This is a genomic window from Salipiger sp. H15, assembly GCF_040409955.1.
Taxonomy (GTDB): domain Bacteria; phylum Pseudomonadota; class Alphaproteobacteria; order Rhodobacterales; family Rhodobacteraceae; genus Salipiger.
The window spans coordinates 1,611,717-1,636,411 of sequence record NZ_CP123385.1; the positions used below are offsets into that span (position 1 = coordinate 1,611,717).

The window sequence follows — 24,695 nt, forward strand, 5'->3', positions numbered from 1 at the left end:
GCCGGATCAGCCCCGGCTGTCGGGCAGCGAGATGTTGGCCACCTGCTCGGCGATGGGATCGGTGCTCAGCGGATGGGTCTCGGAGGCGTAGTCGTCGTCGTGGCGCAGCGGCTCCCAGCGGCCGCGGCGGTAGATCTCCAGCGCCGAGAACTGCGCCTTGTAGCCCATTTTCGGCGAGCCGGGCACCCAGTAGCCGAGATAGACGTAAGGCAGCCCCGCCTCGCGGGCGATGTCGATGTGATCGAGGATCATCCAGGTGCCGAAGCCGGCCTTGGGCAGGTCCGGGTCGTAGAAGGAATAGACCATGGACAGCCCGTCATCGAGCACGTCGGTCAGGCAGACCGCGGCGAGGTCGCCGCGCGCGCCGTCGCTGTATTCCACGACACGGCTGCGGATCGGCGTCTCCTCGATCATCGCGGCGAATTCGAAGATGTCCATGTCGGCCATGCCGCCATCGGCATGGCGCGCGTCGAGGTAGCGGCGGAAGAGCTCGAACTGGTCCTCGGTCGCCCAGGGGCTAGAAGCTCGCCGGTGCAGGTGCGCATTGCGCCGGAGCGAGCGCCTCTGGCTCTTGGACGGGGCGAAGCGCCGCACGTCGATGCGCGCCGACAGGCAGGCGGAACATTCGGAACAGGACGGACGGTAGAGCACGTTCTGCGAGCGGCGGAACCCCTGCTTCGACAGGCTGTCGTTCAGCTTCTCCGCGCTGTCTCCCTGCAGGGCGGTGAAGAGCTTGCGCTCCATCCGGCCGGGCAGGTAGGGACAGGGTTGTGGCGCCGTGACGTAGAATTGCGGCGCAAGGGGCAGCGAATGGCGCATTTCGGAACCGTCCGGGCTGTTTGAAAGAAAAACGTAACAACGAAAACCGCCCTCGCCAACCCCACCTCATCTTACATATGCAGTATTCACGATCTTGGGAGCGCAAGCCTGGCGGACTCTCTCGCGGGAACGGTGCCTCGCAAGGCGGGGCCGCGTCAACGGGGGAAGCCGGACAGGGTCGCGATGCTGCACGGGAACGGACCTGCATCACATGGAAAAGGGGGCCGAAGCCCCCTCTGGCAGCCGTTCTGCCGGTCCGCTCCGTTCGCCGGCCTCAGCGGGCGCGGCGGTTCAGCGCCACGGTGCCGAGCGCAAGGTCGGTCAGGCTCTGCCCGCGCTCGGTGGCGAACATGCAGACGATCGACACGATCTGGATCGGAATGATCGAGACCGAGATAGTGTAGCCCAGCGTGTGGAGCACCGCCTGCGGCAGGCTGAAGCGCTGTCCCTGCCAGTCGCGGAATTCGATCGCCATGAGGCGCATGCCCCAGGTCGCCGAGCCCGTCGCCAGCGTCGTCACGCGGTAGCCGAAGCTGATCACCAGCCAGATGGCGAAGAAGATGAACACGCCCAGGAAGGCGGTGAACAGGAGCGCGATGAACACCAGGACGGCGACGAGCATCGTGTCGATGACCCAGGCCATGCCGCGCTTGAGCGCGACGCTCTCGTAGAAGGCGCTCTGGTGCACCGGGTCGGGAAGCTGGGAATAGGTCGCGTTGGGGTACATCTTGTCTCTCGCTCGGGCTGTCCGTCTCGGGCGGGTACGGCTTGCGGTTACGGGGCAGGTGGGGACGATGCCGGCAAATGTCCAGACGGCACGGTCCGGGGAACCTCGGAGCCATGGCCCGGGCGGGCCATGGCGGGGACGTGGGTGCGGCCTCAGGCCTGTTCGGTCTCGCCCGTCTCGCGCTCTTCGCGGGCCCGGCGGTCACGCTCGTCCATGAACTGGTCGAACTCGGCCTTGTCCCGCGCCTCGCGCAGGCGCTGCAGGAAGTCCTCGAAGCTCTTCTGCTCGTCCTCGAGGCGGCGCAGCGTGTCGGCCTTGTAGGCGTCGAAGGCGGCGTTGCCGCTCGGGCGCATGGCGTTGAAACCCTGCTGGAACGCGGTGTGACGGTGGCTGTGGCGATTGCGGCAGGACATTCCGAACATGCGTTTGCTCCAGATCATGTAGGCCAGGAGGGCAAGCCCGATCGGCCAGAAGAAGATGAAACCGAGGATCATGGCGACGATCCACGCGGGTTTGCCCCGCTGGTCGAGCCAGAACTCGGCACGTCGCAGCCAGCCGGGGTTGGCGGGCTGGGCGTAGTGCTGCGAGGCGGCGGTCATGGGTCGTTTCCTTTCGGTTCTTTGCTATGTGAATGCTCTTCACATTAGCGAAGATCGGTACTCGGCCCGCCCCCTTCAAGAGGTGATGTGAAAGGTTTTTACATTTTTCGCGCTGGGCGCAGCGGGGGGAGGTCCCGGCCATGACGGTGCCAAGCGATTGCAGGGAGTTAGGCGATCCCCGCGATCCAGCCCGCCACGGCAGAGGCGGCGCCCGCAAGCGTTTCCTCGTGGCTCAGACCGCTCACGCCCCGGCGCGGCTTGAAGTCGTGGTCCCCGTCCTCGAGCCAGTGCAGGGCGATGCTGCCGGAAAGCGCATAGCCCGCCACCTCCTCGCGCGTGCCGAAGGGGTCGCGCGTGCCCTGGCAGATGAGCGCGGGCGTGCGCAGTTCGGCGAGGTGCTCGGTGCGCAGCTTCTCGGGCTTGCCGGTGGGGTGGAACGGGTAGCCGAGGCAGACAAGCCCGCGGATCGTCCCGGCGGCGAAGAGATCGTCGGCGATCAGGCTCGCCACCCGCCCGCCCATGGACTTGCCGCCGATGAAGAGCGGGCCGTCGCAGGCCAGCGCCGCGATCGCCGCGCGGTATTCCTCCTGCAGGATCTCGACCTTGGGCGGCGGGCGCTTCGCGCCGCCCGTGCGGCGCTGCGCCATGTAGGCGAACTCGAACCGCACCACGCGCAGCCCGCGCGCCGCCAGACCCTCGGCCATGCGCGCCATGAAATCGCTGTCCATCGACGCGCCCGCGCCATGGGCAAGCAGCAGCGTCGGACGGTCCGGCCCATCCCCATCGACGAGGACCTCCGCGCCGGTCACTCGGTGAATTCCGCCGCCACCGCGCCGGTCAGCCCGGGCAGCACGTGGGCATCGAGCGCGAAGAGGTGGCGCGGCGTGCCCGCCGCCGCCCAGACCTGTTCGAACTCGAGCAGCCGCGGGTCGATCCAGGCGCGGATCGGCGCGAGGTGTCCGACCGGCGAGACACCCCCGATGGCAAAGCCGGTCTGGCCGCGGATCAGCGCCGCGTCCGCCTTGCCGAGCGGCTCGCCCGCCAGCGCCGAGGCCTTGCCCGCGCAGACCCGGTTGCCGCCTGCGGTGAGGAAGAGCACCGCCTCGCCGCTCTCCTCGGCGCGGAAGATGATCGACTTGGCGATCTGGTCGAGCGCGCAGCCCACCGCATCCGCCGCCTCCTGCGCGGTGCGGGCGTTCTCCACCTCGAGGATCTCGACCGGCAGCCCCGCGTCCTCCAGCGCCGCGCGCACCCGTTTCAGGCTCTTGCTCATGTCCCGTCTCCCGTCTTGCCGATCCGATCTCGCTGACCCGAGGCATAGCCGCCCGCACGGCGGCGCGGCAAGCCATGCCATTGCACAATGCCGCCAGTCGTGGCCATCTGCCGCCATGAGCCTTGCCGATGCGATCACCCGCCTGCCACGCCCCTTCGAACCCGCCCTCGGACAGGAGGCGCGCGATGCCGTACCCTGGGCCTCGGGGCCGCTGGCCGAGCTGATTGCCGGCACCGGCGGCTCGAGCCCCTACCTGCTGGGCCTCATCCGCAGGGAAGGCGACTGGCTCGAGGGCGCGGTGGACGCGCCCGATGCGGCGCTGAGCGCGCTCTTCGCCGCGCTGCGGGAGGTCGAGGGCGACCCCGGCGTGGCGCTGCGCGAGGCCAAGCGCCGCGTCGCGCTGCTGGTCGGGCTCGCCGACCTTGGCGGTGCCTGGCGGCTCGAGGAGGTCACCGGCGCGCTCACCGATTTCGCCGACCTCGCGGTGCAGCTTGCCCTGCGCGACGCCATCTCGCGCGAGGTGAAGCGCGGCAAGCTGCCCGGCGCCAGCGAGGACGATATCGCAAGCGCCGGCGGCATGGTGGTCTTTGCCATGGGCAAGATGGGCGCGGGCGAGCTCAACTACAGCTCGGACATCGACCTCATCTGCCTCTTCGACGAGACCCGCTTCGGCCGCGATGATTTCCACGAGGCCCGCGCCTCCTTCATCCGCGCCACCAAGCGGATGAGCGCGACGCTGAACGACCTGACCGGCGACGGCTACGTCTTCCGCACCGACCTGCGGCTGCGCCCCGATCCCGCCGTCACCCCGGTCTGCATGGCGATGGAGGCCGCCGAGCGCTACTACGAGAGCCTTGGCCGCGCCTGGGAGCGCGCCGCCTGGATCAAGGCGCGCCCCTGCGCCGGCGATCCCGCTGCCGGGGCGCGCTTTCTCGAGTCGCTGCGCCCCTTCGTCTGGCGCAAGCACCTCGATTTCGCCGCCATCAAGGACGCCCATGACATGCGCCTGCGCTACCGCGAGGCCAAGGGGCTCTCGGGGCCGATCACCCTGCCGGGCCACAACATGAAGCTGGGCCGCGGCGGCATCCGCGAGATCGAGTTCTTCACCCAGACACGGCAGATCATCGCCGGCGGGCGCGACCCCGAGCTGCGCGTGCGCGGCACGGTGCCGGGGCTCGCGGTGCTGGCGCAGAAGGGCTGGGTGCCGGGCGAAGTGACCGGGACGCTCACCTCGCACTACCGCGCGCACCGCGAGATCGAGCACCGCATCCAGATGGTGCAGGACGCCCAGACCCACGCGCTGCCGGGCAGCGAGGAGGGCTTTGCCCGGCTCGCCGCGCTCTGCGGCCGCGACCTTTCCGAGCTGAAGTCCGACCTTCGCGCCCGGCTCGAGGAGGTGCACGAGCTGACCGAGGGCTTCTTCGCCCCCGAGAGCCGCGCCGAGCCCGCCGTGGCCTCGCCGCTCGAGGACAGCCCGCTCGTTGCCCGCTGGACCAGCTACCCGGCGCTGCGCTCGAGCCGCGCGGTCGAGATCTTCAATCGCCTGCGCCCCGAGATCCTCAGCCGTCTCGGCCGCGCCGCCCGCCCCGAGGAGGCGCTCACCGCCTTCGACGGCTTCCTCGCCGGGCTGCCCGCCGGGGTGCAGCTCTTCTCGCTCTTCGAGGCCAACCCGCAGCTGGTCGATCTGCTGGTCGACGTGGTCTCGGTCTCGCCCGAGCTGGCGCTGCACCTGTCGCGCAACGCGCAGGTCTTCGACGCGGTGATCGGCGGCGATTTCTTCGCGCCCTGGCCGGGGGTGGCGGCGCTGACCGCCGACCTCGCGCAGCTGCTCGACCGCGAGGTGGACTACGAGCGCCAGCTCGACATCGCCCGGCGCTGGCAGCACGAATGGCACTTCCGCATAGGCGTGCACCTCTTGCGCGGCATCTCCGAGTCGCAGGAGGCGGGCAAGCACTACGCCGAGCTGGCCGAGGCGACGCTCGCCGCGCTCGCCCCCGCGGTGCAGGCCGAGTTCGCCCGCAAGCACGGCGCCCCGCCGGGGCGCGGCGCGGTGGTGGTCGGCATGGGCAGCCTCGGGGCCGGGCGGCTGCACGCGCATTCCGACCTCGACCTCATCGTGATCTACGACGCGGACGGGGTCGAGGCCTCCGAGGGCAAGCGGCCGCTGCCCTCACGTACCTATTACGCCCGGCTCACCCAGGCGCTGATCACCGCGATGACCGCGCCCATGGCCGAGGGCAGGCTCTACGAGATCGACATGCGCCTGCGCCCCTCCGGCAACCAGGGGCCGGTGGCGACCTCGCTCGCCGCCTTCACCGAGTACCAGGGCAAGGACGCCTGGGTCTGGGAGCACCTCGCGCTGACCCGCGCGCGGGTGATCGCGGGCCCGGCGGATCTGGCCTCCGAGGTCGAGGCGCGGCGGCGCGAGCTGCTGGCCGAACCGCGCGACCGCGCCGAGGTGCTGGCGGAGCTCTCGAAGATGCGCGCCCGCATCGCCGCCGCCAAGGGCGCGGGCGACGAGTGGGATCCGAAGCTTGGCCAGGGTCGGATGCAGGACATCGAACTGGTCGGCCAGGCCGGGGCGCTGCTCTCGGGCCAGGCGCCGCGGCGCACCGCGCGTGGCATCGCCGCCGCCGCGCAGGAGGGCTGGCTGGGCCGCGCCGAGGCCGATCACCTCGCCGCCACCTACCGGCTCTGCTGGGCGCTGCAGATCGGCGCGCGGCTGATCACCGAGGGCAGGCTCGATCCCGCGGAACTCGGCGCCGGCGGCTGCACCTTCCTCACCAGCCTCGCCGGGGTGGACGGGCCGGAGGCGCTGCGCGCGAAGCTCGAGGAGATGACCACCCGCGCCGCCGCGATCATCGACGCCGCCCTGCCGGTGCCCGCCGAATGAAGGGGGATGCGCTCGATCCCAAAGGGCTGATCGCCGAGGCCTACCGGATCGAGGGCATCACCGCCGGGGAGTGCCGCGCGATCTTCCTCGACTGGGCGCTGTCGCTGCCCGAGGGCACCGAGACCGGCGCGGCGCTCGCCGCCCTCGTCGCGCGCCACGGCACGCCGGGGCACCCGATGACGCGGGTGCTGGAGGAGGGGCTCGGCACCGCCGCCACCGCCCGCCGCCGCGGCGGGCGCGCGGCGCGGCGCCGCTGAACAGGGGTCACGGCTGCGCCGTGAGCGCCTGCGGCGCGCGTATTTGGAAAGAGAAGAAGACCCGCAATCGCAAGACGGCAGGGCCGCGGGGCGCCTGCCGTCTTCTTCTCTTTGAAAATACGCCGGGGGGAGCCCGCAGGGCGGGGGGCGGAGCCCCCCTGCGGCGCCGGGCTCAGCGCGGCAGCGCCGCCGCCTCGCGCGCCAGCGCCACGATGCCGTCCCAGTCGCCCGCCATCATCAGCTCCTTCGGTGCCACCCAGGAGCCGCCGCAGCAGAGCACGTTCTTCAGCGACAGGTAGTCGCCCACGTTCTTCATGCTGACGCCGCCGGTGGGGCAGAACCGCACCTGCGGGATCGGCGCGCCGATCGCCTTGAGCGCGGGCACGCCGCCGTTCGCCTCGGCGGGGAAGAACTTCTGCACCGTGTAGCCGCGCTCGAGCAGCGCCATCGCCTCGGAGGCGGTGGCGGCGCCGGGCAGCAGCGGCAGGTCCGCCGCCTCGCAGGCCTCGAGCAGCCGGTCGGTGGCGCCCGGCGAGACGCCGAACTTCGCGCCCGCGGCGACCGCGGCGGCAACGTCGGCGGGGGTGAGCAGCGTGCCCGCGCCCACGACGCCGCCCTCGACCTGTGCCATCTCGCGGATCGCGTCGAGCGCCACCGGCGTGCGCAGGGTCACCTCCAGCACCGGCAGCCCGCCCGCGACCAGCGCCTCGGCCAGCGGCCGGGCATGGGCGAGGTCGTCGATCACCAGCACCGGGATCACCGGGGCAAGCTTGCAGAGGGCTTCGTTGGAGCGGCTGGCGTCCTCGGGGGTCATGGGCAGGGCCTTTGTCTGGGGGTCAGCGGGGTCTGGGGGTCAGCGAAAGCGGAACGGTCGGGTTATTGAGTATTTTCGGAAAGATGAAAGGGCAAGGGGCGGCGTCAGACGACCACCGCCGCGCCGTTGGAGGCGAGGCCGACGTTGCGGCGGAAGGCCTCGAAGAGCTCGCGCCCGACGCCGTGGCCGTTGCCCGAGAGGTCGGCGGTGACCGCCTCGCGGGTCTCGAAGCCCTCGGTCAGGCACTGCAGCGTGCCCGCGCCCGCGTCGAGCCGGACGATGTCGCCATCGCGCAGCTTGGCGAGCGGGCCGCCATCGGCGGCCTCGGGGCAGACGTGGATCGCCGAGGGCACCTTGCCGGACGCGCCCGACATCCGCCCGTCGGTGACCAGCGCCACCTTGAGGCCGCGGTCCTGCAGCACGGCGAGCGTCGGGGTCAGGCTGTGCAGTTCGGGCATGCCGTTCGACTTCGGCCCCTGGAAGCGCACCACGACGATCGTGTCCGAGGTGAACTCGCCGGCCTTGAAGGCGTCCTTAACCTCGGCCTGGTCGTGGAAGACGCGCACCGGCGCCTCGACGACATGGTGCTCGGGCTTCACCGCCGAGATCTTCATCATGCCGTGGCCGAGGTTGCCGATCATCTGCTTGAGCCCGCCCGACTTCTGGAACGGGTCCGAGGCGGGGCGGAGGATCCTGTCGTTCTGGCTCTCGCGCGGGGCGTCCTCGTAGACGACGGCGCCGTCCTTCAGCTTCGGCTCCTGCGTGTAGAGGCGCATGCCGTCGCCGGCGACGGTCTTGACGTCCTCGTGCATGAGCCCCGCGTCGAGGAGCTCGCCGATCATGTACTGCAGCCCGCCCGCGGCGTGGAAATGGTTCACATCCGCCAGCCCGTTCGGGTAGACCTTGGCCATCAGCGGCACCGCTTCCGAGATCGCGTCGAAGTCCGACAGCTCCAGCGCCACGCCCGCGGCGCGCGCCATGGCCGGCAGGTGCAGCACGAGGTTGGTCGAGCCGCCCGTGGCCATCAGCCCGACGATGCCGTTGACGAAGGCCTTGGCGTCGAGCACGTCGCAGACCGGGCGATACTCGTTGCCGAGCGCGGTGATGGCGAGGGCGCGCTTGGCCCCGGCCTCGGTCAGCGCGTCGCGCAGCGGGGTGTTCGGGTTGATGAAGGAACTGCCGGGCAGGTGCAGGCCCATGAATTCCATCAGCATCTGGTTGGAGTTGGCGGTGCCGTAGAAGGTGCAGGTGCCGGGGCCGTGGTAGCTCTTCATCTCGGCTTCCATCAGCTTGTCGCGGCCGACCTCGCCGGTGGCGTACTGCTGGCGGACCTTCGCCTTCTCGTCGTTTGGCAGGCCCGAGGTCATCGGTCCGGCAGGCAGGAAGAGGCCGGGGATGTAGCCGAAGGTGGCGGCGGCGATGACGAGGCCGGGGACGATCTTGTCGCAGACGCCGAGGTAGACGGCGGCGTCATAGGTGTTGTGCGAGAGCGACACGCCCGTGGCCAGCGCGATCACGTCGCGCGAGAAGAGCGAGAGCTCCATGCCGACCTGGCCCTGGGTGACGCCGTCGCACATGGCCGGAACCCCGCCCGCCACCTGCGCCGTTCCGCCGACCGAGCGCGCGGCCTTGCGCAGCAGGTCGGGGTAGCGCTCGTAGGGCTGGTGGGCCGAAAGCATGTCGTTGTAGGCGGTGATGATCCCGAGGTTCGGCGCGCGGCCTTCGGCCAGCGCGGCCTGGTCGGCGCCCATGGCGGCATAGGCATGGGCCTGGTTGCCGCAGGTCAGGTGGGCGCGGCGCGGGCCTTCGTCGGCGGCGCGGCGCATGCGTTCGAGATAGGTGCCGCGGAGTTTTTCCGAGCGGGCCTCGATCTCGGCGGTGACCTTGGCGATTGTGGCGTTGAGCGACATGAGAGGGGGCTCCTTTCGCTGTCCGGGGGCAGACCCGGTCTGGCGTTCTTGCCGAGGGATGTAACCCGGTTAGCGCTATCAGTAAAGATCTGACGCGGCGCTCCGGGCGGCTTCGGCGCGGCGCGCGCGAAAATCCGGCGCGGCGCCCCGCTCAGTCCGGGACCATGCTGAGAAAGCGCGCCTCCATCCGGTCGCGGAAGGGGAAGTTGTCGAACCAGGGCTGCGCCTCGAGCAGCACGCGGCGGAAAGAGGGCCGGGCGACAAGGCGCTCGAAATAGCCGCGCAGCGCGCCGTGCCCTTCGCCGAAGGGGTGCAGGATGCCGGCGAAGAAGAGCGCCGGCGCGGCGGCGCAGTCGGCGATGCCGAACTCCTCCCCCGCGGCCCATGTGCGCCCCGCCAAGTGGCGCTCTGCAAGGTCATAGGCCACGAGAAGCTGCGCCATGGCCTCCTCGACGCCCGCGCGGTCCTTCTGCGCCTCGGGGCGGAAACTGTCGAAGACGATCTTCTGCATCGGCCCCTGCACGTAGAGGTCGAAGAAGCGGTCCCAGAGCCGCGCCTGCAGCCGGGTCTCGGGATCGGCGGGCAGCAGCGGCCGGGGGCCGGGGTAAAAGAGGTCGAGGTGTTCGATGATGATCGAGGCCTCGGGCAGGGTGACGCCCCGCGCCGCGTCGCGCAGCACCGGGATCTTGCCGACCGGCCAGAGCTCCAGCAGCCGGGCATGGGCGGCGGGATCGCCAAGGTCGACGGTGACCGCCTCGAACGGGGTGCCGGCCTCGTAGAGGGCGATCAGCACCTTGTGGCAGTAGGAGGCGAGCGGGTGCGAGTAGAGCGTGAGTGTCATGGCCCCTCCGGGAAGCTCCGGGGGATCTTCCGCCATGCGGGGCGATCTGGCAAGAACCTGCGCATATCGGGGCGCGGGCACCGCGCGGGAGCCCTGCAAAGGCGCTTCCCAAGGTCGGCGCGCGGCGCTAAAGGGGCGGGATGACACAGCCCGATATCCCCACCGTCCGTCTCCTTCCCAAGTCGAAGCCGCAGGCCCTGCGCCGTGGCTACCCGTGGGTCTATTCCAACGAGCTGGTGGTTGACCGCCGCACCCGCGGGCTGACCCCGGGCACCGTCGCGCGGCTCGAGGACAACGACCGCAAGCTGCTCGGGCTGGTGGGCGTGACGCCGAACTCGAAGATCATCTGCCGGATGCTCGACCGCGACCCCGAGGCCTCGATCGACAAGGCCTGGCTGGCGGCCAAGCTGACCCGCGCGCTCGATCTGCGCGAGCGGCTCTTCCCGGCGCCCTATTACCGGCTCGTCCACGCCGAGGCCGACGGGCTGCCCGGCGTCATCATCGACCGGTTCGGCGACACCGCGGTGATCCAGCCGAACGCGGCCTGGGCCGAGCTGCTGCTGCCCGAGCTCGCAGAGGAGCTGGCCGAGGTGTCGGGCGTGAAGAACATCCTCAAGAACGCCGGCGGCCGCGGTCGCCAGCTCGAGGGGCTCGACGATCAGGATGCCGTGCTGCTGGGGCAGGCGCCCGAGGCGCCGCTGCCGGTCGAGATGAATGGCGCGACCTACATGGCCGACGTCACGGGCGGGCAGAAGACCGGCCTCTTCTACGACCAGCGCCCGAACCACGGTTTCGCGGCGCGGCTGGCGAGCGGGCAGAAGATGCTCGACGTCTTCAGCCACGTCGGCGGCTTCGCCCTTGCGGCCCTCGCGGGCGGTGCGGCGAGCGCGCTGTCGGTGGACGGCTCGGCCTCGGCGCTGGCGCTGGCCGAAGAGGGCGCGAAACGCATGGGCGCGGGTGACCGCTTCGCCACGCGGCAGGGCGACGCCTTCGACACGCTCGAGGCGCTGGGGACCGAGGGCGAACGCTTCGGCCTCGTGGTCTGCGACCCGCCCGCCTTCGCGCCCGCGAAGCCCGCGCTAGAGGCCGGCCTGCGCGCCTATGAAAAGGTCGCGCGGCTCTCGGCGCCGCTGGTCGAGGAGGGCGGCTACCTCGTGCTCTGCTCCTGCTCGCACGCGGCCGATCTTTCGAGCTTCACCGGCGCCTGCCTGCGCGGCATCGGCCGGGCCGGGCGGCGCGCGCAGCTCTTGCACACCGGCTTTGCCGGGCCGGACCACCCGCTGCTGCCGCAGCTGGCGGAGTCGGGCTACCTGAAGGCGCTGGTGTTCCGCCTGTGAAGGTCCTTCTCGACACCTGCGTGCTCTACCCGACGGTGATGCGCGAGGTGCTCCTCGGCGTGGCGGCGCAGGGGCTCTACCAGCCCCTGTGGTCGGCACGCATCCTCGAGGAATGGGCGCTGGCGGCGCGCAAGCTGGGGCCGATGGGCGAGGTGCAGGCGCGCGGCGAGATCGCGCAGGTGCGCGCCAGCTGGCCGAAGGCCGAGGTGCGCTATCAGCCCGCGCTCGAGGACCGGCTCTGGCTGCCCGACCCGGCGGACCTGCACGTGCTCGCCGCCGCCATCTCGGGGAGCGCGGACATCATCATCACCGAGAATGCCAAGGACTTCCCGCGCAACATCCTCGCCGAGGAAGGGCTGAGTCGCGTCGATGCGGACGGCTTCCTGCGCGGGCTCTTCGAGGCCAATCCGGGCAAGGTGAAGGACGCCTGCGAGGCGGTCCTCGCCGAGGCGCGGCGGCTCTCGGGCGAGGACTGGACCATGCGCGGGCTGATGAAGAAGGCGCGCCTGCCGCGGCTCGGCAAGGCGCTCGAGGCGGCGGGCTGACCGCCGCGCCCGTTCAGGCCTCCGCCTTCATCTCCGGCACGCTCGGCGTGTCTTCCTCGCGCTTGGCCTTGGTCGCCCAGATGCGGTCGCGCGCCGGCTTCGGCAGCGGCTTTTGGTTCTGGCCGAGATGGATGTGCACCTTGCCGATGAAATAGGCCGAGACCGGCGCCGTCATGAACAGGAAGGTGATGATCAGCAGCTCGTGGTACGAGGGCGCGCCCGCCGCGTAGGCGAAGAGCACCGAGGCGAGCAGGATCGAGCCCACCCCCAGCGTCGAGGCCTTGGTCGGCGCGTGCAGCCGCGCCATGGGCGCCTGCAGCTTCAGCAGGCCGATCGAGCCCACCAGCGTGAAGAGCCCGCCGATGACCAGTGCGGCGGCGATGGCGATGTCGAGGATGTCGTGGCTCATTCGATGATGTCTCCCCTCAGCACGAAGCGGGCCACGGCAACGGTCGAGACGAAGCCGAGCATGGCGATGATCATCGCCGCCTCGAAGTAGATCTGCGTGGCCCCCGCGATGCCGACGAGGATGATCAGCGCCACCGCGTTGACCGACAGCGTGTCGAGCGCGAGGATGCGGTCGCCGGGGCCGGGGCCCTTGACCAGCCGGATCATGGTCAGCAGCAGCGACAGGCTGACGGCGGCGAAGGCGAAGATGAGCGCATAGGTGACGATCATTCGAAGATCTCCTTCAGGCGGCGTTCGTAGCGGTGCTTGATCTTGCGGGCGACCTCCTCGGGATCCTCGGCGTGCAGCGCGTGCACCAGCAGCGCGTGGCCGTGGTCCGACAGGTCGACCGAGACGGTGCCCGGCGTCAGGGTGATGGTGCCCGCGAGCGCGGTGATCGCCTCGGGGGTGCGGATGTCGAGCGGGATGTTCACCCAGGCCGAACGGATGTCGCGGTTGGGCTTGAAGAGCACGATCATCGCCACCGTGACGTTCGCGGTGATGATGTCCCAGGCCACGATCAGCCCGTAGGGGATGAGCCGCCACGGCCGCGTCACCTGCGGCCGGTTCGGCCAGTAGGCGGCGGTGGCGAAGGGCAGCAGGATGCCGAGGATCGTCCCGAAGACGAGGCTGTTCATCGAGGGCTCGTTGGCGAGCAGCTGCCATATCGCCACCAGCGCCACCGAGAGCAGCGGGTGCGGCAGCAGCCTTTGGATGAAGCGCGTGGCCATCAGTGTCCTCCCAGTGCGTCGTCGGTCTTGGCTTCGGATCCGGCGTCATGCGCCTCGTCGGCGGGCAGGTCGCCCTCGTCGGAGCCGTGCGCCCCGTCTCCGGCGTGATCGTCGCCGTGCTTGACGATCTCCTTGCCCGGCGTGTCGAGCACCGTCGAGATGTAGGGTTGCGGCGCGAAGAGCTGCGCGGCGGTGGCGTCGAGGTGGCGCGTCACCGGCCCGGCGAAGACGGTCAGCGCCACCAGCAGCGCCACCAGCGTGCCGATCGCCAGCATCGGCAGCGGCGCGTTGCCGCCCGCGGGGTCATGCAGCTCGCGCGCGCCCTGCTCGTCCTCGGGGTCGGCCACGCTGCCGCCCTGCTCGGCGGCCAGCTGGTGGGGCTTCCAGAACACCGTCGATCCCGCGCGCGAGAAGCCGACGACCGCCACCAGCGACGAGCCGAGCACCACCGCCCAGACCCAGCCCATGAGCGCGCCGCCCTCGGCTGCGTCGAGGATCAGCAGCTTGCCGAGGAAGCCCGAGAGCGGCGGCAGGCCCGCCATGGCGATCGAGGCGACGAAGAACAGCCCCGCGACCAGCGCGCCGCCCGCCATGGGCAGCGTGCCCTCGAGCCTGCCCGCGGTCGCGCCGCGGCGCTCGCGGATCACGTCGACGATGAGGAACAGCGCCGCCGTCGCCAGCGTCGAGTGCAGCGCGTAGTAGAGCGCCGCCGAGATGCCCGCCGGGGTGAACTGCGCCACCGAGGCCAGCAGCATCCCCATCGAGCCGATCACCGAGAAGGCCACCAGCCGCCCGATCTCGCGGCTGCCGAGCACGCCGATCATGCCGATGGCGAGGGTGACCAACGCCAGCGGCAGCAGCCATTCCTCGTGCGCGCCCGCCATCAGCGGCAGCGAGGGCGGGAAGATCAGCGTGTAGACGCGGATGATCCCGTAGGCGCCGACCTTGGTCATGATGGCGAAGAGCGCGGCGACCGGGGCGGGGGCCTCGGCATAGCTCGAGGGCAGCCAGAAGTGCAGCGGCAGCAGCGCCGCCTTGATCGCGAAGACCAGCAGCAGCAGCACCGCGGCGACCCGCAGGCCCGCCGAGTTCTCGACGTCCGCCGCCGCCACGCGCTGCGCGAGGTCGGCCATGTTGAGCGTGCCCGCCTGCGCGTAGAGCGTTCCGAGCGCGAAGAGGAAGAGCGTCGAGCCCAGCAGGTTGTAGACCATGTACTGCACGCCCGCCCGGGTGCGGGTGGCACCGCCCGAATGCACCATCAGGCCATAGGAGGCGATCAGCAGCACCTCGAAGAAGACGAAGAGGTTGAAGGCGTCGCCGGTCAGGAAGGCGCCCATGATCCCCATGATCTGGAACTGGAAGAGCGCGTGGAAATGCTGGCCGCGCCGGTCCCAGCACGATCCGATGGCATAGAGCGCCACCGGCAGGGCAAGAATGGCGGTCAGCAGCACCATGGTGGTCGAGAGCCGGTCGGCCACCAGCACGATGCCGAAGGGCGCCTGCCAGTCGCCGAGCTGGTAGATCGTCACGGTGCCGTCGCTCGCCTGCGCGAAGAGGCCGATGGCGATGGCCAGCAGCGCGGCCAGCGAGGCCAGCGAGAAGATGCGCTGCAAGGTCTCGTGGAAGCGGGCGGCAAGCACGATGGTGGCGGCCATCATGGCCGGCAGCACCACGGGGGCGATGATCCAGTGCATCATGCGCGGGACTCCTTCTCGTCGTCCGGCATCTCGCCGGCGCGCCGCTCGCGGGACAGGTCCCCCGCCTCGTCGACGTGGTCGTCATCGGCGTTGAGGTAGGAGGCGAGGGCGATCATCACCACCACGGCGGTCATGCCGAAGGAGATCACGATCGCCGTCAGCACCAGTGCCTGCGGCAGCGGGTCGGTGTAGCTCGTCACGTCGTCGCGCAGGATCGGCGGCTGGTTGATCACCAGCCGGCCCGAGGCGAAGAGGAAGAGGTTCACGGCATAGGTCAGCAGCGAGGTGCCGATGATCACCGGGAAGGTGCGCAGACGCAGCACCATGTAGATCCCGGCGGCGGTCAGCACGCCGATGGTGGTCGCAATGAGAAACTCCATGGATCAGGCCCCCCCGTGTCCGGTATCGCGCGAGGGGTCGATGTCCATCGCATGTTCGCTGGTCTCGTCGCCCATGCGGCGGGCCATGCGCGAGAAGCTCTCGAGCGACAGCAGCACCGCGCCCACCACGGCGAGGAACACGCCGAGGTCGAAGGCCATGGCCGAGGCGAGCTCGAACTTCTCGAGCCCGGGCAGTTTCACGTAGCCGAAGGTCGAGGTCAGGAAGGGCCGCCCGAAGAGCCACGCTCCGATGCCGGTGAGCCCAGCCACCAGCACGCCCGCGCCGATCACCCCGTGGTAGGGGTAGCGCTGGCGCTCGTTGGCCCAGGCGAAGCCCGAGGCCATGTACTGCATGACCACGGCGATCGACACCACGAGCCCCGCGACGAAGCCGCCTCCGGGCTCGTTGTGGCCGCGCAGGAAGATGTAGACGCCGACCATCAGCACCACCGGCAGGATCAGCCGGGTGACCACCACCATGATCAGCGGGTGCGCGTCACCGGCCTGCTTCTGGTCGGGCACGCGGTTGAGCAGCCTTGCCCGCACCGGCCCGGTCAGCAGCGCCTCGGTCACGGCGTAGATCACCAGCGCGGCGATGCCGAGCACGATGATCTCGCCGAAGGTATCGTAGCCCCGGAAGTCCACGAGGATCACGTTCACCACGTTGGTGCCGCCGCCGCCGTCGTAGGAGTTGTCGAGCATGTAGTCCGAGATCGTGCCCATCGAGAAGTCGCGGCGCAGGATGGCATAGGTGAGCCCGGCGGTGCCGAGCCCCGCGACGACCGCCAGCACAGCGTCGCGCACCCGGCGCGAGACGGGGGACTCGATCGGCGTGGTGTTGGGCAGGAAGTTCAGCGCCAGCAGCAGCAGGATGATCGTCACCACCTCGACCGAGATCTGCGTCAGCGCGAGGTCGGGGGCCGAGAGGTAGTTGAAGGCGATCGACACCATCGTGCCGATGACCCCCATCAGGATCAGCGCCACCAGCCGGTTGCGGTGGAAGAACACGATGAGCCCGGTGGCGCTGAGGATGAGGATCCAGCCCGCGAGCGGCAGCGGCTGGATCGGCAGCATGTCGCGGGTGATCGGCCCGAGCGTGCCGGTGAACCATGCATGCGCCGCCACCGCGAGCACGGTCACAGTGAAGACCGAGGCGTAGCGCGAGAAGCTGCCGTTGTGCAGGCCAGCCGTCAGGCGCTCGGCGCCGCGGGCGCAGGCACCGATCAGGGCGTCGAAGATCTGCTTGGCCTCGGGGCGGGGGGCGGCATCCCAGCCTCTCAGCAGCGGGGTGAAGAGCGCCAGCAGGATGAGGCCGCCGATGGTGGCGATGATCGACATGACGAGCGCCGGGGTGACGCCGTGCCAGATCGCCAGGTGCACGTCGGGCACCTCGGCGACCTCGCCGATCACCGCGGCGGTGACCAGCTTGACCACCGGCTCGGCCAGCACCGGCAGGCAGCCCACTGCGACCACGATGAGGCCGAGCAGCGCGGGCGGGCCCCACATGCCGAAGTTCGGGTCATGCGGCTTGTGCGGGTAGTCGTCGCGGGTCCGGCCGAGGAAGGCATGGGCGATGAAGCGGAAGCTGTAGGCGGCCGAGAAGACCGCGCCCAGCGTCGCCAGCGCCGGCACCAGCCAGTCGATGCCGAAGAGCGCGGTGTGCGTCGCCTCCTCGAGGAACATCTCCTTTGACAGGAAGCCGTTGAAGAGTGGGATGCCCGCCATGCCGAGCGCGCCGACGATGGCGATGGTCGCGGTCACCGGCATCAGGTGCCGCAGCCCGCCGAGGCGGCGGATGTCGCGGGTGTGCGCCTCGTGGTCGACGATGCCCGCGGTCATGAAGAGCGAGCACTTGAAGGCCGCGTGGTTGAGGATGTGGAAGACCGCCGCCATCGCGCCATAGGCGGTGCCGGTGCCGAGCAGCATGGTGATGAGCCCGAGGTGCGAGACGGTCGAGAAGGCCAGCAGCGCCTTGAGGTCGTGCTTGAAGAGGCCGATGACCGCGCCCAGCACCATGGTGACCAGCCCCGCCGAGGTGACGATCCAGACCCATTCCTCGGTGCCCGAAAGCGCCGGCCAGAGCCGCGCCATGAGGAAGATGCCCGCCTTCACCATGGTCGCCGAATGCAGGTAGGACGACACCGGGGTGGGCGCCGCCATGGCGTGCGGCAGCCAGAAGTGGAAGGGGAACTGCGCCGACTTGGTGAAGCAGCCGAGCAGGATCAGGAGCAGCGCGGGGACATAATAGGGCGAAGCCTGGATGACATCGCGCCGCGCGAGGATCTCGGTGATCTCGTAGGTGCCCGCCGCCGAGCCCAGCAGCAGCATGCCCCCGATCAGCGCCAGCCCGCCCATGCCGGTAACCGTAAGCGCCATGCGCGCGCCCTGACGGCCCTCGGGCAGGTGCTTCCAGAAGCCGATCAGCAGGAAGGACGACAGCGAGGTCAGCTCCCAGAAGATCAGCAGCAGCAGGATGTTGTTCGACAGCACGATGCCCACCATCGCGCCCTGGAAGAGCAGCAGGTAGGTGTAGAACTCGCCCATGTTGTCGTCGCGCGTCAGGTAGTAGCGGGCATAGATGATCACCAGCGCGCCGATCCCGAGGATCAGCGCCGCGAACATCATGCCGAGCCCGTCAACGAACAGCGTCACGTTCAGCCCGAGCGCGGGCAGCCACTCCACCGAGGCGGTGACCGTCTCGCCTGCCCAGACCGCGGGCAGGTGCGTGGCGAGGCCGAGCAGCGCCGCGAGCGTGACGAAGAGTGTCGTCATCCCGCAGGCGCGCCGGCCCGCCTGAATCATCAAGCCCGGAAGCAGGGCTCCGAGGAATGGCAGGAGCGCGATGATGAAAAGTGACATGAAACTCCCTGATCGTCGTTGGCGGCGTCGAGAGAAAGCAGCCGATTTCACCCGGTATCACAACCCGAAAGCGGCCATTCTGACGTGAATTTTAGGAAAGTTAGCCGAATTCTGACGGTAATGTCAGGTCGAAAAAATGCGCGTGACTATTGCGATTGTTACTTGCGGTTACTATGGGCGTGAGGTCCTTCCGGTCGCAAATGTGGCAATCAGATCAACTCTAGATTGCATCACGGATGTGCCCATATGACGCAGGGTTTCAGCGCCCGACTCCGGTGGTCAGCGGCGGCGAATTCTGCCAAGGGCCCGGGCGGGGCCCGGCCTGCGCCCCGATCTAGCCCCCGCCGCGGCCCCTTCGCCTTGTCTGCCGTTCCGGGGGCTGCTACTCCGGCAGGCAAGCTCATTCCCCGATGCTTTTGATCGGGAACAACGCGAGGCAGGCAGCAGTGACGCAACCCCGGCTGGAGATCCGCAATCTCGTCCGTCGTTTCGAGGGGCGCGCGGTGGTGGACGATGTCTCGCTCAGCATCGAGCCGGGCGACGTGACCTGCCTTCTGGGTCCCTCCGGCTGCGGCAAGTCGACGACGCTGCGGATGATCGCCGGGGTCGACATGCAGGACAGCGGCTCGATCCATGTCGACGGCACGCTGGTCTGCGACACGGTCTTCCGCATCCCGCCCGAGCGCCGGGCCATCGGCCTGATGTTCCAGGACTTCGCGCTGTTCCCGCACCTGTCGGTGGGCGAGAACGTCGCCTTCGGCCTCAAGGGAACCGGCGCGGCCAAGCGGGCGCGGGCGGTCGAGCTGCTGGACCGGGTGGGGCTTGCGCATTTCATCGAGGAATACCCGCACCAGCTTTCGGGCGGCGAGCAGCAGCGCGTGGCGCTGGCCCGCGCGCTCGCGCCGCGGCCGCGCATCATGCTGATGGACGAGCCCTTCTCGGGGCTCGACAACCGCCTCCGCGACGGCATCCGCGACGAGACGCTGGCGGTGCTGAAGGAAGAGGGCACCTCGGTGCTGCTGGTCACGCACGAGCCCGAGGAGGCCATGCGCATGGCCGACGAGATCGCGCTGATGCGCGGCGGCAAGATCGTCCAGCGCGGCGCGCCCTACAACATCTACAACGCCCCCGCCGACAAGGCCGCCGTGGCCTTCTTCAGCGATATCAACGCGCTGCGGGGCAAGGTTCGCGGCGCGCTCGCGGATACGCCCTTTGGTCCGTTCCTTGCGCCCGGCGTGCCGGACGGCGAGGAGGTGGACATCGTCTTCCGCCCGCAGCACGTGGGCATCGACTTCGACCGGGGCGGGCGCGGGCCCAACCCGACGCCGATGGCCGGCACCCCGGCGCGCGGCGTGGTCGAGCGGGCGCGCTTCATGGGCTCGGAGAGCTTGGTCGAGTTCCGCATGGATTTCGACGGCGGGATGATCAAGGCGACGGTGCCCAACGTCTTCCTGCCGAAGCCCGGCACGCCGCTCTGGCTGACAGTGCGCCGCGACCGCTGCTTCGTCTTCCCCGCGACGGACTGAACTTGGCGCCGGCGCTTACGCCAGCGCCGCCAGCGAGATCACCGAGAGCGCGCTCGTCCAGATCGTCACCGCCGCGATGCGGTCCGTGCGCTCGCCGTGCAGCAGCGCCAGCGCGAAGGCCATGGCTCCCGACGGCCCCGCCGCCAGCAGGGTGAACTGCGCCTGCCACTGCGCGCTTGCCCCCGCCAGCCAGACCGCCAGCGTGACCAGCAGCGGAAAGCCCAGCAGTTTCAGCGCCGAGTAGGTCGCGACCACCGCCGAGGGGCGCAGGCTCTGGCCCGAGAGCAGCACGCCGAGCGCGAAGAGCACCAGCGGCGCGGTGCCCGCCCCGGCGAAGGCGCAGGCGGTGAGGATCGGCTCGGGGATGCTCAGCCCCGCCGCATTGACCACGATGCCCAGCCCGATGGAGAGCAGCGTCGGATTGACCGAGAGCCGCTTCAGCGCCGGCAGCGGCCCGGCCGAGGGGCGGGCGATGACGTCCGCGCTGATGATGAAGAAGGCAAAGGCGATGGCGGTGTCCCAGGCCACCACCGCGGTCACCGGCAGCGCGCCGCTCTCGCCGTAGATCAGCAGCGAGATCGGCCGGATGTAGAGCAGCGAGTTGACGAAGATCACCGTCATGGCCAGCAGCCAGGCCTCGAGCCGTTCGCAGCCGAAGATGCGCCGCGCCAGCCAGAACGCGGCGGCGAAGGCCAGCGCCTCGCAGGCGCCGTAGGTCAGCAGCGCGCGCAGTTCGAACTCGGCGAAGGGAACGGTGGCGATGAGCGGAAAGATCAGCCCCGGCTGCAGCACCATCAGCGCGACGCGGTTGGCCGAGGCGGCGTCCTCGCGCGCGAAGACCTTGCGCCGCCCCAGCAGGAAGCCGAGCGCCAGCAGCGCGAATACCGGCAGGATGTCATGGGTGAGGACGGTGAACATGGGGTTTCCGTATATCGTATACCGCGTGTTGAGCAGGGCTTGCCGCGCCGGTCAAGCGGAACCCGGCTCGCCCCTGTCGCTCAGGCGCCGGGAAAATGCCGGGCGCGCAGGGCGGGCAGGTCCATGGCGCGGCGGCGCAGCAGGCCCTCGGCCCCAAGCCGCGCCACGAGGTCGGGCGTGGCGGTGCAGACCTCGTCGTAGAAGGCGCGCAGCGCGGCCTCGCCGCCCGCCTCCTCGATCAGCGCGAAAAGCTCGTGCAGGCTGACGGCGCCCTCGCCGCGCACCTGCGGCTTCAGCTCGGCCCGGTACGAGCCCTGCGCGAGCCGGAAGCGGTAGGCGTCGCGGAAATGCTCCCAGTCGCTGGCGTGGAAATGACCAAGCTCGGTGTCGGGCAGGGGGCGCTCGCCGGGGTTGGTCTGATCGCCGAGCGTCACGTTGTGGATGCGGATGTCGAGCCCCTCGGTGCCGGGACGGAAGAAGAGCTTGCCCGCGACATGGCTCAGGAACCCGCCCGAGAGATGCTGCCCCCAGGTGGGAAAGCAGGCCTCGGCGGCGCGCTGGCGCGGCTGCTGGTCGAGGTGGAAGGCCTTGAACAGCGTCTCGGTGCCATCCGCGCCCGGCGCGGGGGCCAGCGCTTCGATCGGACGGACGCGGGCGCAGAGGCAGTCGCCGGGGAGTTCCCCCAGTTGCTCGGCGAGCGGGCGGCGGGGCAGCAGGAACTCGTCCACGTCGATATGCGCGAGCCAGTCGGTCTCGGGCTTGCGGGCATTGGCGTGGCGGGCGTTGCGTCCCTGCCGGGCCTGGTGCTTGTCGGGGCGCCGGCCGCGCTTTTCCCACCAGGCAGCGTCGGTGGTGAAGACGCGCAGCCTCGGGTGGGCGGCCAGCACCGCCTCGGCCTCGGGGTCCGCCGCGTCGAGGTAGATGTAGAGCCGGTGCGCGCCCAGTTCGAGGTGCCAGGCGGCGAAGTCGAGGATGCGCGGCAGGGGTGCGTTGGTGGTGGTGACGGTGCCCCAGCGGATCACGGCAGCGCCCCGAAGACGCGGGCGACGGCGGCGTCGGGATCGAAGGGATGCTCGACCAGCATGCCGCGCGCCGCGAGCCGCGCGCGCAAGCCGGGCGTGTCGGCGCAGACCTCGTCGAAAAGCGCGCGCAGCCCGGCGTCGCCCTCTTCCTCCATCAGGAACGAGATCAGCTCGGCCTGTCCCATCTCGGGCCGGTCGGACGCCTTGCGGTAGGAGCCCTGCGTGCGGCGGAACGCGAGGTCGTCGCGGAACTGCTCCCAGGACCGGGCATGCAGATGCGCCAGCCAGACCTCGCCCAGCCGGTGGCGGTTGCTGGCATCCTCGCCGCGGTATTTGAGCGTGTGGATGCCGAGCCGCGTGCCCTCGATGCCGGTGCGGGCAAAGACCTTGCCCGAGGTGTGGCTGAGAAAGCCGCCGTAGAGATGCGCGCCGAAGGTCGGGTAGATCTCCTGCAGCACGGACTTGGGCTGGCGGGCGTGCTTGTGCGTGGTCTTGAAACGCTGCGGCAGGCCCTTGGCGGAGGCGAGCGCCTCGGCGGGGGCGACGCGGGCGAAGGCGGCGGCAAGCGGCACCTCGGCCAGCAGATCGCCCAGCGGGCGCTGCGGCAGCAGGAACTCGTCGACGTCGATATGCCCCAGCCAGTGCACGCCCAGCCCGTCGCGCAGGCTCTGCGTGGCGTTGTAGGCCTGGCGGACCTGGTGCGCTTCGGGCCGGGCGCGGCCGCTTGCCTGCCAGTAGGCGTCGTCGCACTGGGTGACGCGGATCGCCGGGTGGCGGGTGAGGAAGGAAGCGGCCTCGGGATCGGGCGTATCGAGATGGATCTGCACCACCTGCGCGCCGAGCTCGAGGTGATGCGCGGCGAAGCGCGCGATCTCGGGCAGCGGCGCGCGGATGGTCGCGGTGATGCCCCAGCGCAGGTCAGAGGCGGCAAGCCCGTGATGGCTGGCGGGCACCGGCGCGAGATTGCCGGCAAGGTCACCCTTGGGCCGGGCCTCGCTGCGCCGCGCCTGCCGCTGGCGCATGGTCATCAGGCGGCGCAGCACCGTGCGCTCGTCGCTGATCAGCAGCTCGAGCAGGTGGTGGGCGAGCGGGCGGATCACCGGATCGCCCTCGGCCTCGCGCCAGAGCCGGCCGATCATGTTCACGTCGAGCCCGCCGCCCGAGAGCGAGTAGCCGTCCATCTCCATCGGCAGCGGCCCCCGGTCCCGGCCATCGAGGCCGAAGGGCCGGTCGGCGGGGAGCCCGGAATAGAGCCGTTCGGATTCGTAGAGCTTCATCGTGCCGAAGAGCGTGGTCAGCGCGAGCCCGACCGAGCGCTGCACGAGGCTGAGCCCGTGGTCGCCGAAGGTGGTCACCGACGAGACCAGCCAGCGCGGGTCGAGCTGCGCCAGAAGCGCCGTGCCCTGTTCCGTCCAGAGCCGCTGGAAGAGCGCCGGGGCATGGGCGGGAAAGGCGCGCTTGCGCAGGTGGGCGATGAGCAGCGCGTTGAGGAAGACCAGCTCCGACCGACCGGCCAGCTCGCGCCGCAGCGCATGGCGCTTGCGGTGATGGCCCGAGCGGAAGGGCGGCGCCTCGGCCGGGTCGGCATCGGGATCGGAGACGATCTGCCCGGCCAGCTCGCCGAGCGGCGTGTCATAGGGCGGCAGCGCCTCGCCGGGCGCAAAGTCGATGGCCTCGCGCCGCCCCTCCATCTGGGTGAGAATGGCCGCGATTCCGCCGGGATAGGTGGGTGTCTTCTCTGCGCTCATGGCGCGGAGACTGGCGTCTTGGCGCGCCGCGCGCAATCTCCGGCTGGCCCGGTCCCAAGCATCGCCCGCCCGCGTCGCCTTTCCGCCACGGCCCGTGCGGGCTCACTCCATGGCGAGGATCATGTTGCGCACCACCGGGTAAATCTCGTTCTCCCACTTGCGGCCGTTGAACACGCCGTAATGCCCGACGTTGGCCTGCAGGTGGTGGCGCCTCAGGTGCGGGCGCAGCGACGAGCAGAGGTCATGCGCCGCCGAGGTCTGGCCCAGCCCGCAGATGTCGTCGCGCCCGCCCTCGACGGTCAGCAGCGCGGTGTGGCGGATCTTGCCCGGGTCCACCTTGCGGCCGCGATAGGTGAACTCGCCCGTCGCCAGCTCGGCCTTCTGGAAGATGCGCTCGATGGTCTCGAGGTAGAATTCCTCGGTGAGGTCGAGCACGGCGAAATACTCGTCGTAGAACTCCTTCACCTTGCGCGCCTCCTCGGTCTCGCCGGCGACGAGATGGTCGTAGAGCCGTTTGTGCTGCTCGCGGTGGCGGTCCATGTTCATCGACATGAAGGCGGTGAGCTGCACGAAGCCCGGGTAGACCCGCCGCCCCGCGCCGGCATAGCGCCAGGGCACGCGGGCGATCACGTTGCGCTCGAACCAGGCGATCGGCTTCTCGCTCGCAAGATCGTTGACCATGGTCGGGCTCTCGCGCACGTCGACCGGCCCCGCCATCAGCGTCATCGAGCGCGGCGTCGCGGGGTTGCGGTCCTCGGACATGACGGCGACCGCGGCCAGCGCCTGCACGCAGGGCTGGCAGACCCCGAGGATATGCCCGCCCGGACCGATCTCCTCGAGGAAGCGGATGACGTAGGCGACATAGTCCTCGACGCCGAAATTCCCTGCGGAAACAGGCACGTCCCGGGCGTTCTTCCAGTCGGTGACATAGACGTCATGGTCGCGCAGCAGCACCTTGACCGTGCCCGCCAGCAGCGTCGCGAAATGCCCCGAGAGCGGCGCGGTCACCAGCACCTTGGGCTGCGGCGTGTCGATGTCCTTTCGGAAATGCAGCAGCGTGCCGAAGGGCAGGTCGAGCGCCACCTCCTCGGCCACCGGCACGTCGCGGTTGAAGGTCCGCACCGAGGTGATGCCGAACGATGGCCGGCTGTGGCTCAGCCGGAAGCGCGACATCATCTCGAGCAGCGCGGCATTGTGCCGTGTCAGCTGCGCGAAGGACCCGTTGAGCCGGGGCATGAAGGTGATCCCCTGCATCGCCGCCATCCGAAAAGGGGCGATAAAATCATCAAGTCCCTGGTATCCGGCGTAGAGCACGTCGTTTTCCCCGCGTTGCCTCGTGAAAACGCTAGTCA

General features: G+C 70.1%; 23 protein-coding genes. 5 read left to right on the plus strand and 18 right to left on the minus strand.

Annotated elements, in window-relative coordinates:
* Positions 1 to 6: 6 nt before the first annotated feature.
* From PVT71_RS21860 to PVT71_RS21880, 5 genes are all read right to left on the minus strand, one after another.
* Positions 7 to 819: an arginyltransferase gene (locus PVT71_RS21860; RefSeq protein WP_353474592.1), complete on the minus strand. Its 813-nt coding sequence runs from the start codon at positions 817 to 819 to the stop codon at positions 7 to 9.
* Between the two features lie 274 nt (positions 820 to 1,093).
* Positions 1,094 to 1,546, minus strand: a complete 453-nt coding sequence (locus tag PVT71_RS21865) for an RDD family protein (RefSeq protein WP_353474593.1) — start codon at positions 1,544 to 1,546, stop codon at positions 1,094 to 1,096.
* A gap of 152 nt (positions 1,547 to 1,698) precedes the next feature.
* Positions 1,699 to 2,145 (minus strand): DUF2852 domain-containing protein, encoded by a 447-nt coding sequence (locus PVT71_RS21870; protein ID WP_353474594.1) that lies wholly within the window; start codon positions 2,143 to 2,145, stop codon positions 1,699 to 1,701.
* Positions 2,146 to 2,312: 167 nt separating this feature from the next.
* A complete protein-coding gene (locus tag PVT71_RS21875; RefSeq protein ID WP_353474595.1) occupies positions 2,313 to 2,954 on the minus strand; it encodes an alpha/beta family hydrolase in 642 nt (213 codons plus the stop codon).
* Positions 2,951 to 3,418 (minus strand): YbaK/EbsC family protein, encoded by a 468-nt coding sequence (locus tag PVT71_RS21880; RefSeq protein ID WP_353474596.1) that lies wholly within the window; start codon positions 3,416 to 3,418, stop codon positions 2,951 to 2,953. The genes PVT71_RS21875 and PVT71_RS21880 overlap by 4 nt, the downstream gene beginning before the upstream one ends.
* Positions 3,419 to 3,533: 115 nt before the next feature.
* Here PVT71_RS21880 and PVT71_RS21885 point away from each other — a divergent pair, with 115 nt between their 5' ends.
* Positions 3,534 to 6,311: a glutamine-synthetase adenylyltransferase gene (locus PVT71_RS21885; protein ID WP_353474597.1), complete on the plus strand. Its 2,778-nt coding sequence runs from the start codon at positions 3,534 to 3,536 to the stop codon at positions 6,309 to 6,311.
* Positions 6,308 to 6,568, plus strand: coding sequence for a hypothetical protein (locus tag PVT71_RS21890; RefSeq protein WP_353474598.1), 261 nt, complete (start codon positions 6,308 to 6,310; stop codon positions 6,566 to 6,568). Before PVT71_RS21885 ends, PVT71_RS21890 begins: the two co-directional genes overlap by 4 nt.
* 172 nt (positions 6,569 to 6,740) lie before the next feature.
* Here PVT71_RS21890 and eda read toward each other — a convergent pair whose 3' ends face one another.
* The 3 genes from eda to PVT71_RS21905 form a co-directional block, all read right to left on the minus strand.
* Entirely contained in the window at positions 6,741 to 7,382 is a 642-nt protein-coding gene (eda, locus tag PVT71_RS21895; protein WP_353474599.1) for a bifunctional 4-hydroxy-2-oxoglutarate aldolase/2-dehydro-3-deoxy-phosphogluconate aldolase, read from the minus strand.
* A gap of 104 nt (positions 7,383 to 7,486) precedes the next feature.
* Positions 7,487 to 9,292 carry a phosphogluconate dehydratase gene (gene edd / locus PVT71_RS21900; protein ID WP_353474600.1) on the minus strand — a complete coding sequence of 602 codons (1,806 nt, stop codon included), beginning with the start codon at positions 9,290 to 9,292 and terminating at the stop codon, positions 7,487 to 7,489.
* 151 nt (positions 9,293 to 9,443) lie between these two features.
* Positions 9,444 to 10,133 (minus strand): glutathione S-transferase family protein, encoded by a 690-nt coding sequence (locus PVT71_RS21905; protein WP_353474601.1) that lies wholly within the window; start codon positions 10,131 to 10,133, stop codon positions 9,444 to 9,446.
* A gap of 140 nt (positions 10,134 to 10,273) precedes the next feature.
* Between PVT71_RS21905 and PVT71_RS21910 the strand changes: the two genes are divergently transcribed.
* Both PVT71_RS21910 and PVT71_RS21915 read left to right on the plus strand, forming a co-directional pair.
* A complete protein-coding gene (locus PVT71_RS21910) occupies positions 10,274 to 11,470 on the plus strand; it encodes a class I SAM-dependent rRNA methyltransferase (protein WP_353474602.1) in 1,197 nt (398 codons plus the stop codon).
* A complete protein-coding gene (locus tag PVT71_RS21915; RefSeq protein ID WP_353474603.1) occupies positions 11,467 to 12,015 on the plus strand; it encodes a PIN domain-containing protein in 549 nt (182 codons plus the stop codon). Before PVT71_RS21910 ends, PVT71_RS21915 begins: the two co-directional genes overlap by 4 nt.
* Before the next feature lie 13 nt (positions 12,016 to 12,028).
* On the opposite strand, the gene PVT71_RS21920 is transcribed toward PVT71_RS21915, so the two are convergent.
* From PVT71_RS21920 to PVT71_RS21945, 6 genes are read right to left on the minus strand one after another with little or no spacing between them, the layout of a single operon-like run.
* Positions 12,029 to 12,424 carry a Na+/H+ antiporter subunit G gene (locus tag PVT71_RS21920; RefSeq protein ID WP_353474604.1) on the minus strand — a complete coding sequence of 132 codons (396 nt, stop codon included), beginning with the start codon at positions 12,422 to 12,424 and terminating at the stop codon, positions 12,029 to 12,031.
* Positions 12,421 to 12,693 (minus strand): K+/H+ antiporter subunit F, encoded by a 273-nt coding sequence (locus PVT71_RS21925; RefSeq protein WP_353474605.1) that lies wholly within the window; start codon positions 12,691 to 12,693, stop codon positions 12,421 to 12,423. Before PVT71_RS21925 ends, PVT71_RS21920 begins: the two co-directional genes overlap by 4 nt.
* On the minus strand, positions 12,690 to 13,193 hold the full coding sequence (locus tag PVT71_RS21930) for a Na+/H+ antiporter subunit E (RefSeq protein WP_353474606.1): 504 nt from the start codon (positions 13,191 to 13,193) through the stop codon (positions 12,690 to 12,692). The genes PVT71_RS21925 and PVT71_RS21930 overlap by 4 nt, the downstream gene beginning before the upstream one ends.
* Entirely contained in the window at positions 13,193 to 14,890 is a 1,698-nt protein-coding gene (locus tag PVT71_RS21935; protein WP_353474607.1) for a monovalent cation/H+ antiporter subunit D, read from the minus strand. Before PVT71_RS21935 ends, PVT71_RS21930 begins: the two co-directional genes overlap by 1 nt.
* Positions 14,887 to 15,270 carry a Na+/H+ antiporter subunit C gene (locus PVT71_RS21940; RefSeq protein WP_353474608.1) on the minus strand — a complete coding sequence of 128 codons (384 nt, stop codon included), beginning with the start codon at positions 15,268 to 15,270 and terminating at the stop codon, positions 14,887 to 14,889. Before PVT71_RS21940 ends, PVT71_RS21935 begins: the two co-directional genes overlap by 4 nt.
* A gap of 3 nt (positions 15,271 to 15,273) precedes the next feature.
* Complete coding sequence (locus PVT71_RS21945) at positions 15,274 to 18,129, minus strand: monovalent cation/H+ antiporter subunit A (protein ID WP_353474609.1); 2,856 nt, start codon at positions 18,127 to 18,129, stop codon at positions 15,274 to 15,276.
* Between the two features lie 410 nt (positions 18,130 to 18,539).
* On the opposite strand from PVT71_RS21945, the gene PVT71_RS21950 reads away from it, so the two are divergent.
* Entirely contained in the window at positions 18,540 to 19,655 is a 1,116-nt protein-coding gene (locus PVT71_RS21950) for an ABC transporter ATP-binding protein (protein WP_353474610.1), read from the plus strand.
* A 15-nt stretch (positions 19,656 to 19,670) separates the two neighbouring features.
* Here the strand turns inward: PVT71_RS21950 and PVT71_RS21955 are convergent, their stop codons facing one another.
* From PVT71_RS21955 to phaZ, 4 genes are all read right to left on the minus strand, one after another.
* Positions 19,671 to 20,573 (minus strand): AEC family transporter, encoded by a 903-nt coding sequence (locus PVT71_RS21955; protein WP_353474611.1) that lies wholly within the window; start codon positions 20,571 to 20,573, stop codon positions 19,671 to 19,673.
* An 80-nt stretch (positions 20,574 to 20,653) separates the two neighbouring features.
* Complete coding sequence (locus PVT71_RS21960; RefSeq protein WP_353474612.1) at positions 20,654 to 21,595, minus strand: glycosyltransferase family 2 protein; 942 nt, start codon at positions 21,593 to 21,595, stop codon at positions 20,654 to 20,656.
* Positions 21,592 to 23,343 (minus strand): glycosyltransferase family 2 protein, encoded by a 1,752-nt coding sequence (locus PVT71_RS21965; RefSeq protein ID WP_353474613.1) that lies wholly within the window; start codon positions 23,341 to 23,343, stop codon positions 21,592 to 21,594. The genes PVT71_RS21960 and PVT71_RS21965 overlap by 4 nt, the downstream gene beginning before the upstream one ends.
* Positions 23,344 to 23,445: 102 nt before the next feature.
* Entirely contained in the window at positions 23,446 to 24,597 is a 1,152-nt protein-coding gene (gene phaZ / locus PVT71_RS21970) for a polyhydroxyalkanoate depolymerase (protein ID WP_353474614.1), read from the minus strand.
* Between the last annotated feature and the right edge of the window lie 98 nt (positions 24,598 to 24,695).

Coding starts and splice junctions, on each gene's coding strand:
- PVT71_RS21860 (WP_353474592.1), bottom strand. CDS start 819: ATGCGCCATTCGCTGCCCCTTGCGCCGCAATTCTACGTCACGGCGCCA.
- PVT71_RS21865 (WP_353474593.1), bottom strand. CDS start 1,546: ATGTACCCCAACGCGACCTATTCCCAGCTTCCCGACCCGGTGCACCAG.
- PVT71_RS21870 (WP_353474594.1), bottom strand. CDS start 2,145: ATGACCGCCGCCTCGCAGCACTACGCCCAGCCCGCCAACCCCGGCTGG.
- PVT71_RS21880 (WP_353474596.1), bottom strand. CDS start 3,418: ATGAGCAAGAGCCTGAAACGGGTGCGCGCGGCGCTGGAGGACGCGGGG.
- PVT71_RS21885 (WP_353474597.1), top strand. CDS start 3,534: ATGAGCCTTGCCGATGCGATCACCCGCCTGCCACGCCCCTTCGAACCC.
- PVT71_RS21890 (WP_353474598.1), top strand. CDS start 6,308: ATGAAGGGGGATGCGCTCGATCCCAAAGGGCTGATCGCCGAGGCCTAC.
- eda (WP_353474599.1), bottom strand. CDS start 7,382: ATGACCCCCGAGGACGCCAGCCGCTCCAACGAAGCCCTCTGCAAGCTT.
- edd (WP_353474600.1), bottom strand. CDS start 9,292: ATGTCGCTCAACGCCACAATCGCCAAGGTCACCGCCGAGATCGAGGCC.
- PVT71_RS21905 (WP_353474601.1), bottom strand. CDS start 10,133: ATGACACTCACGCTCTACTCGCACCCGCTCGCCTCCTACTGCCACAAG.
- PVT71_RS21910 (WP_353474602.1), top strand. CDS start 10,274: ATGACACAGCCCGATATCCCCACCGTCCGTCTCCTTCCCAAGTCGAAG.
- PVT71_RS21920 (WP_353474604.1), bottom strand. CDS start 12,424: ATGAGCCACGACATCCTCGACATCGCCATCGCCGCCGCACTGGTCATC.
- PVT71_RS21925 (WP_353474605.1), bottom strand. CDS start 12,693: ATGATCGTCACCTATGCGCTCATCTTCGCCTTCGCCGCCGTCAGCCTG.
- PVT71_RS21930 (WP_353474606.1), bottom strand. CDS start 13,193: ATGGCCACGCGCTTCATCCAAAGGCTGCTGCCGCACCCGCTGCTCTCG.
- PVT71_RS21935 (WP_353474607.1), bottom strand. CDS start 14,890: ATGATGCACTGGATCATCGCCCCCGTGGTGCTGCCGGCCATGATGGCC.
- PVT71_RS21940 (WP_353474608.1), bottom strand. CDS start 15,270: ATGGAGTTTCTCATTGCGACCACCATCGGCGTGCTGACCGCCGCCGGG.
- PVT71_RS21945 (WP_353474609.1), bottom strand. CDS start 18,129: ATGTCACTTTTCATCATCGCGCTCCTGCCATTCCTCGGAGCCCTGCTT.
- PVT71_RS21950 (WP_353474610.1), top strand. CDS start 18,540: ATGCTTTTGATCGGGAACAACGCGAGGCAGGCAGCAGTGACGCAACCC.
- PVT71_RS21955 (WP_353474611.1), bottom strand. CDS start 20,573: ATGTTCACCGTCCTCACCCATGACATCCTGCCGGTATTCGCGCTGCTG.
- PVT71_RS21965 (WP_353474613.1), bottom strand. CDS start 23,343: ATGAGCGCAGAGAAGACACCCACCTATCCCGGCGGAATCGCGGCCATT.
- phaZ (WP_353474614.1), bottom strand. CDS start 24,597: ATGCAGGGGATCACCTTCATGCCCCGGCTCAACGGGTCCTTCGCGCAG.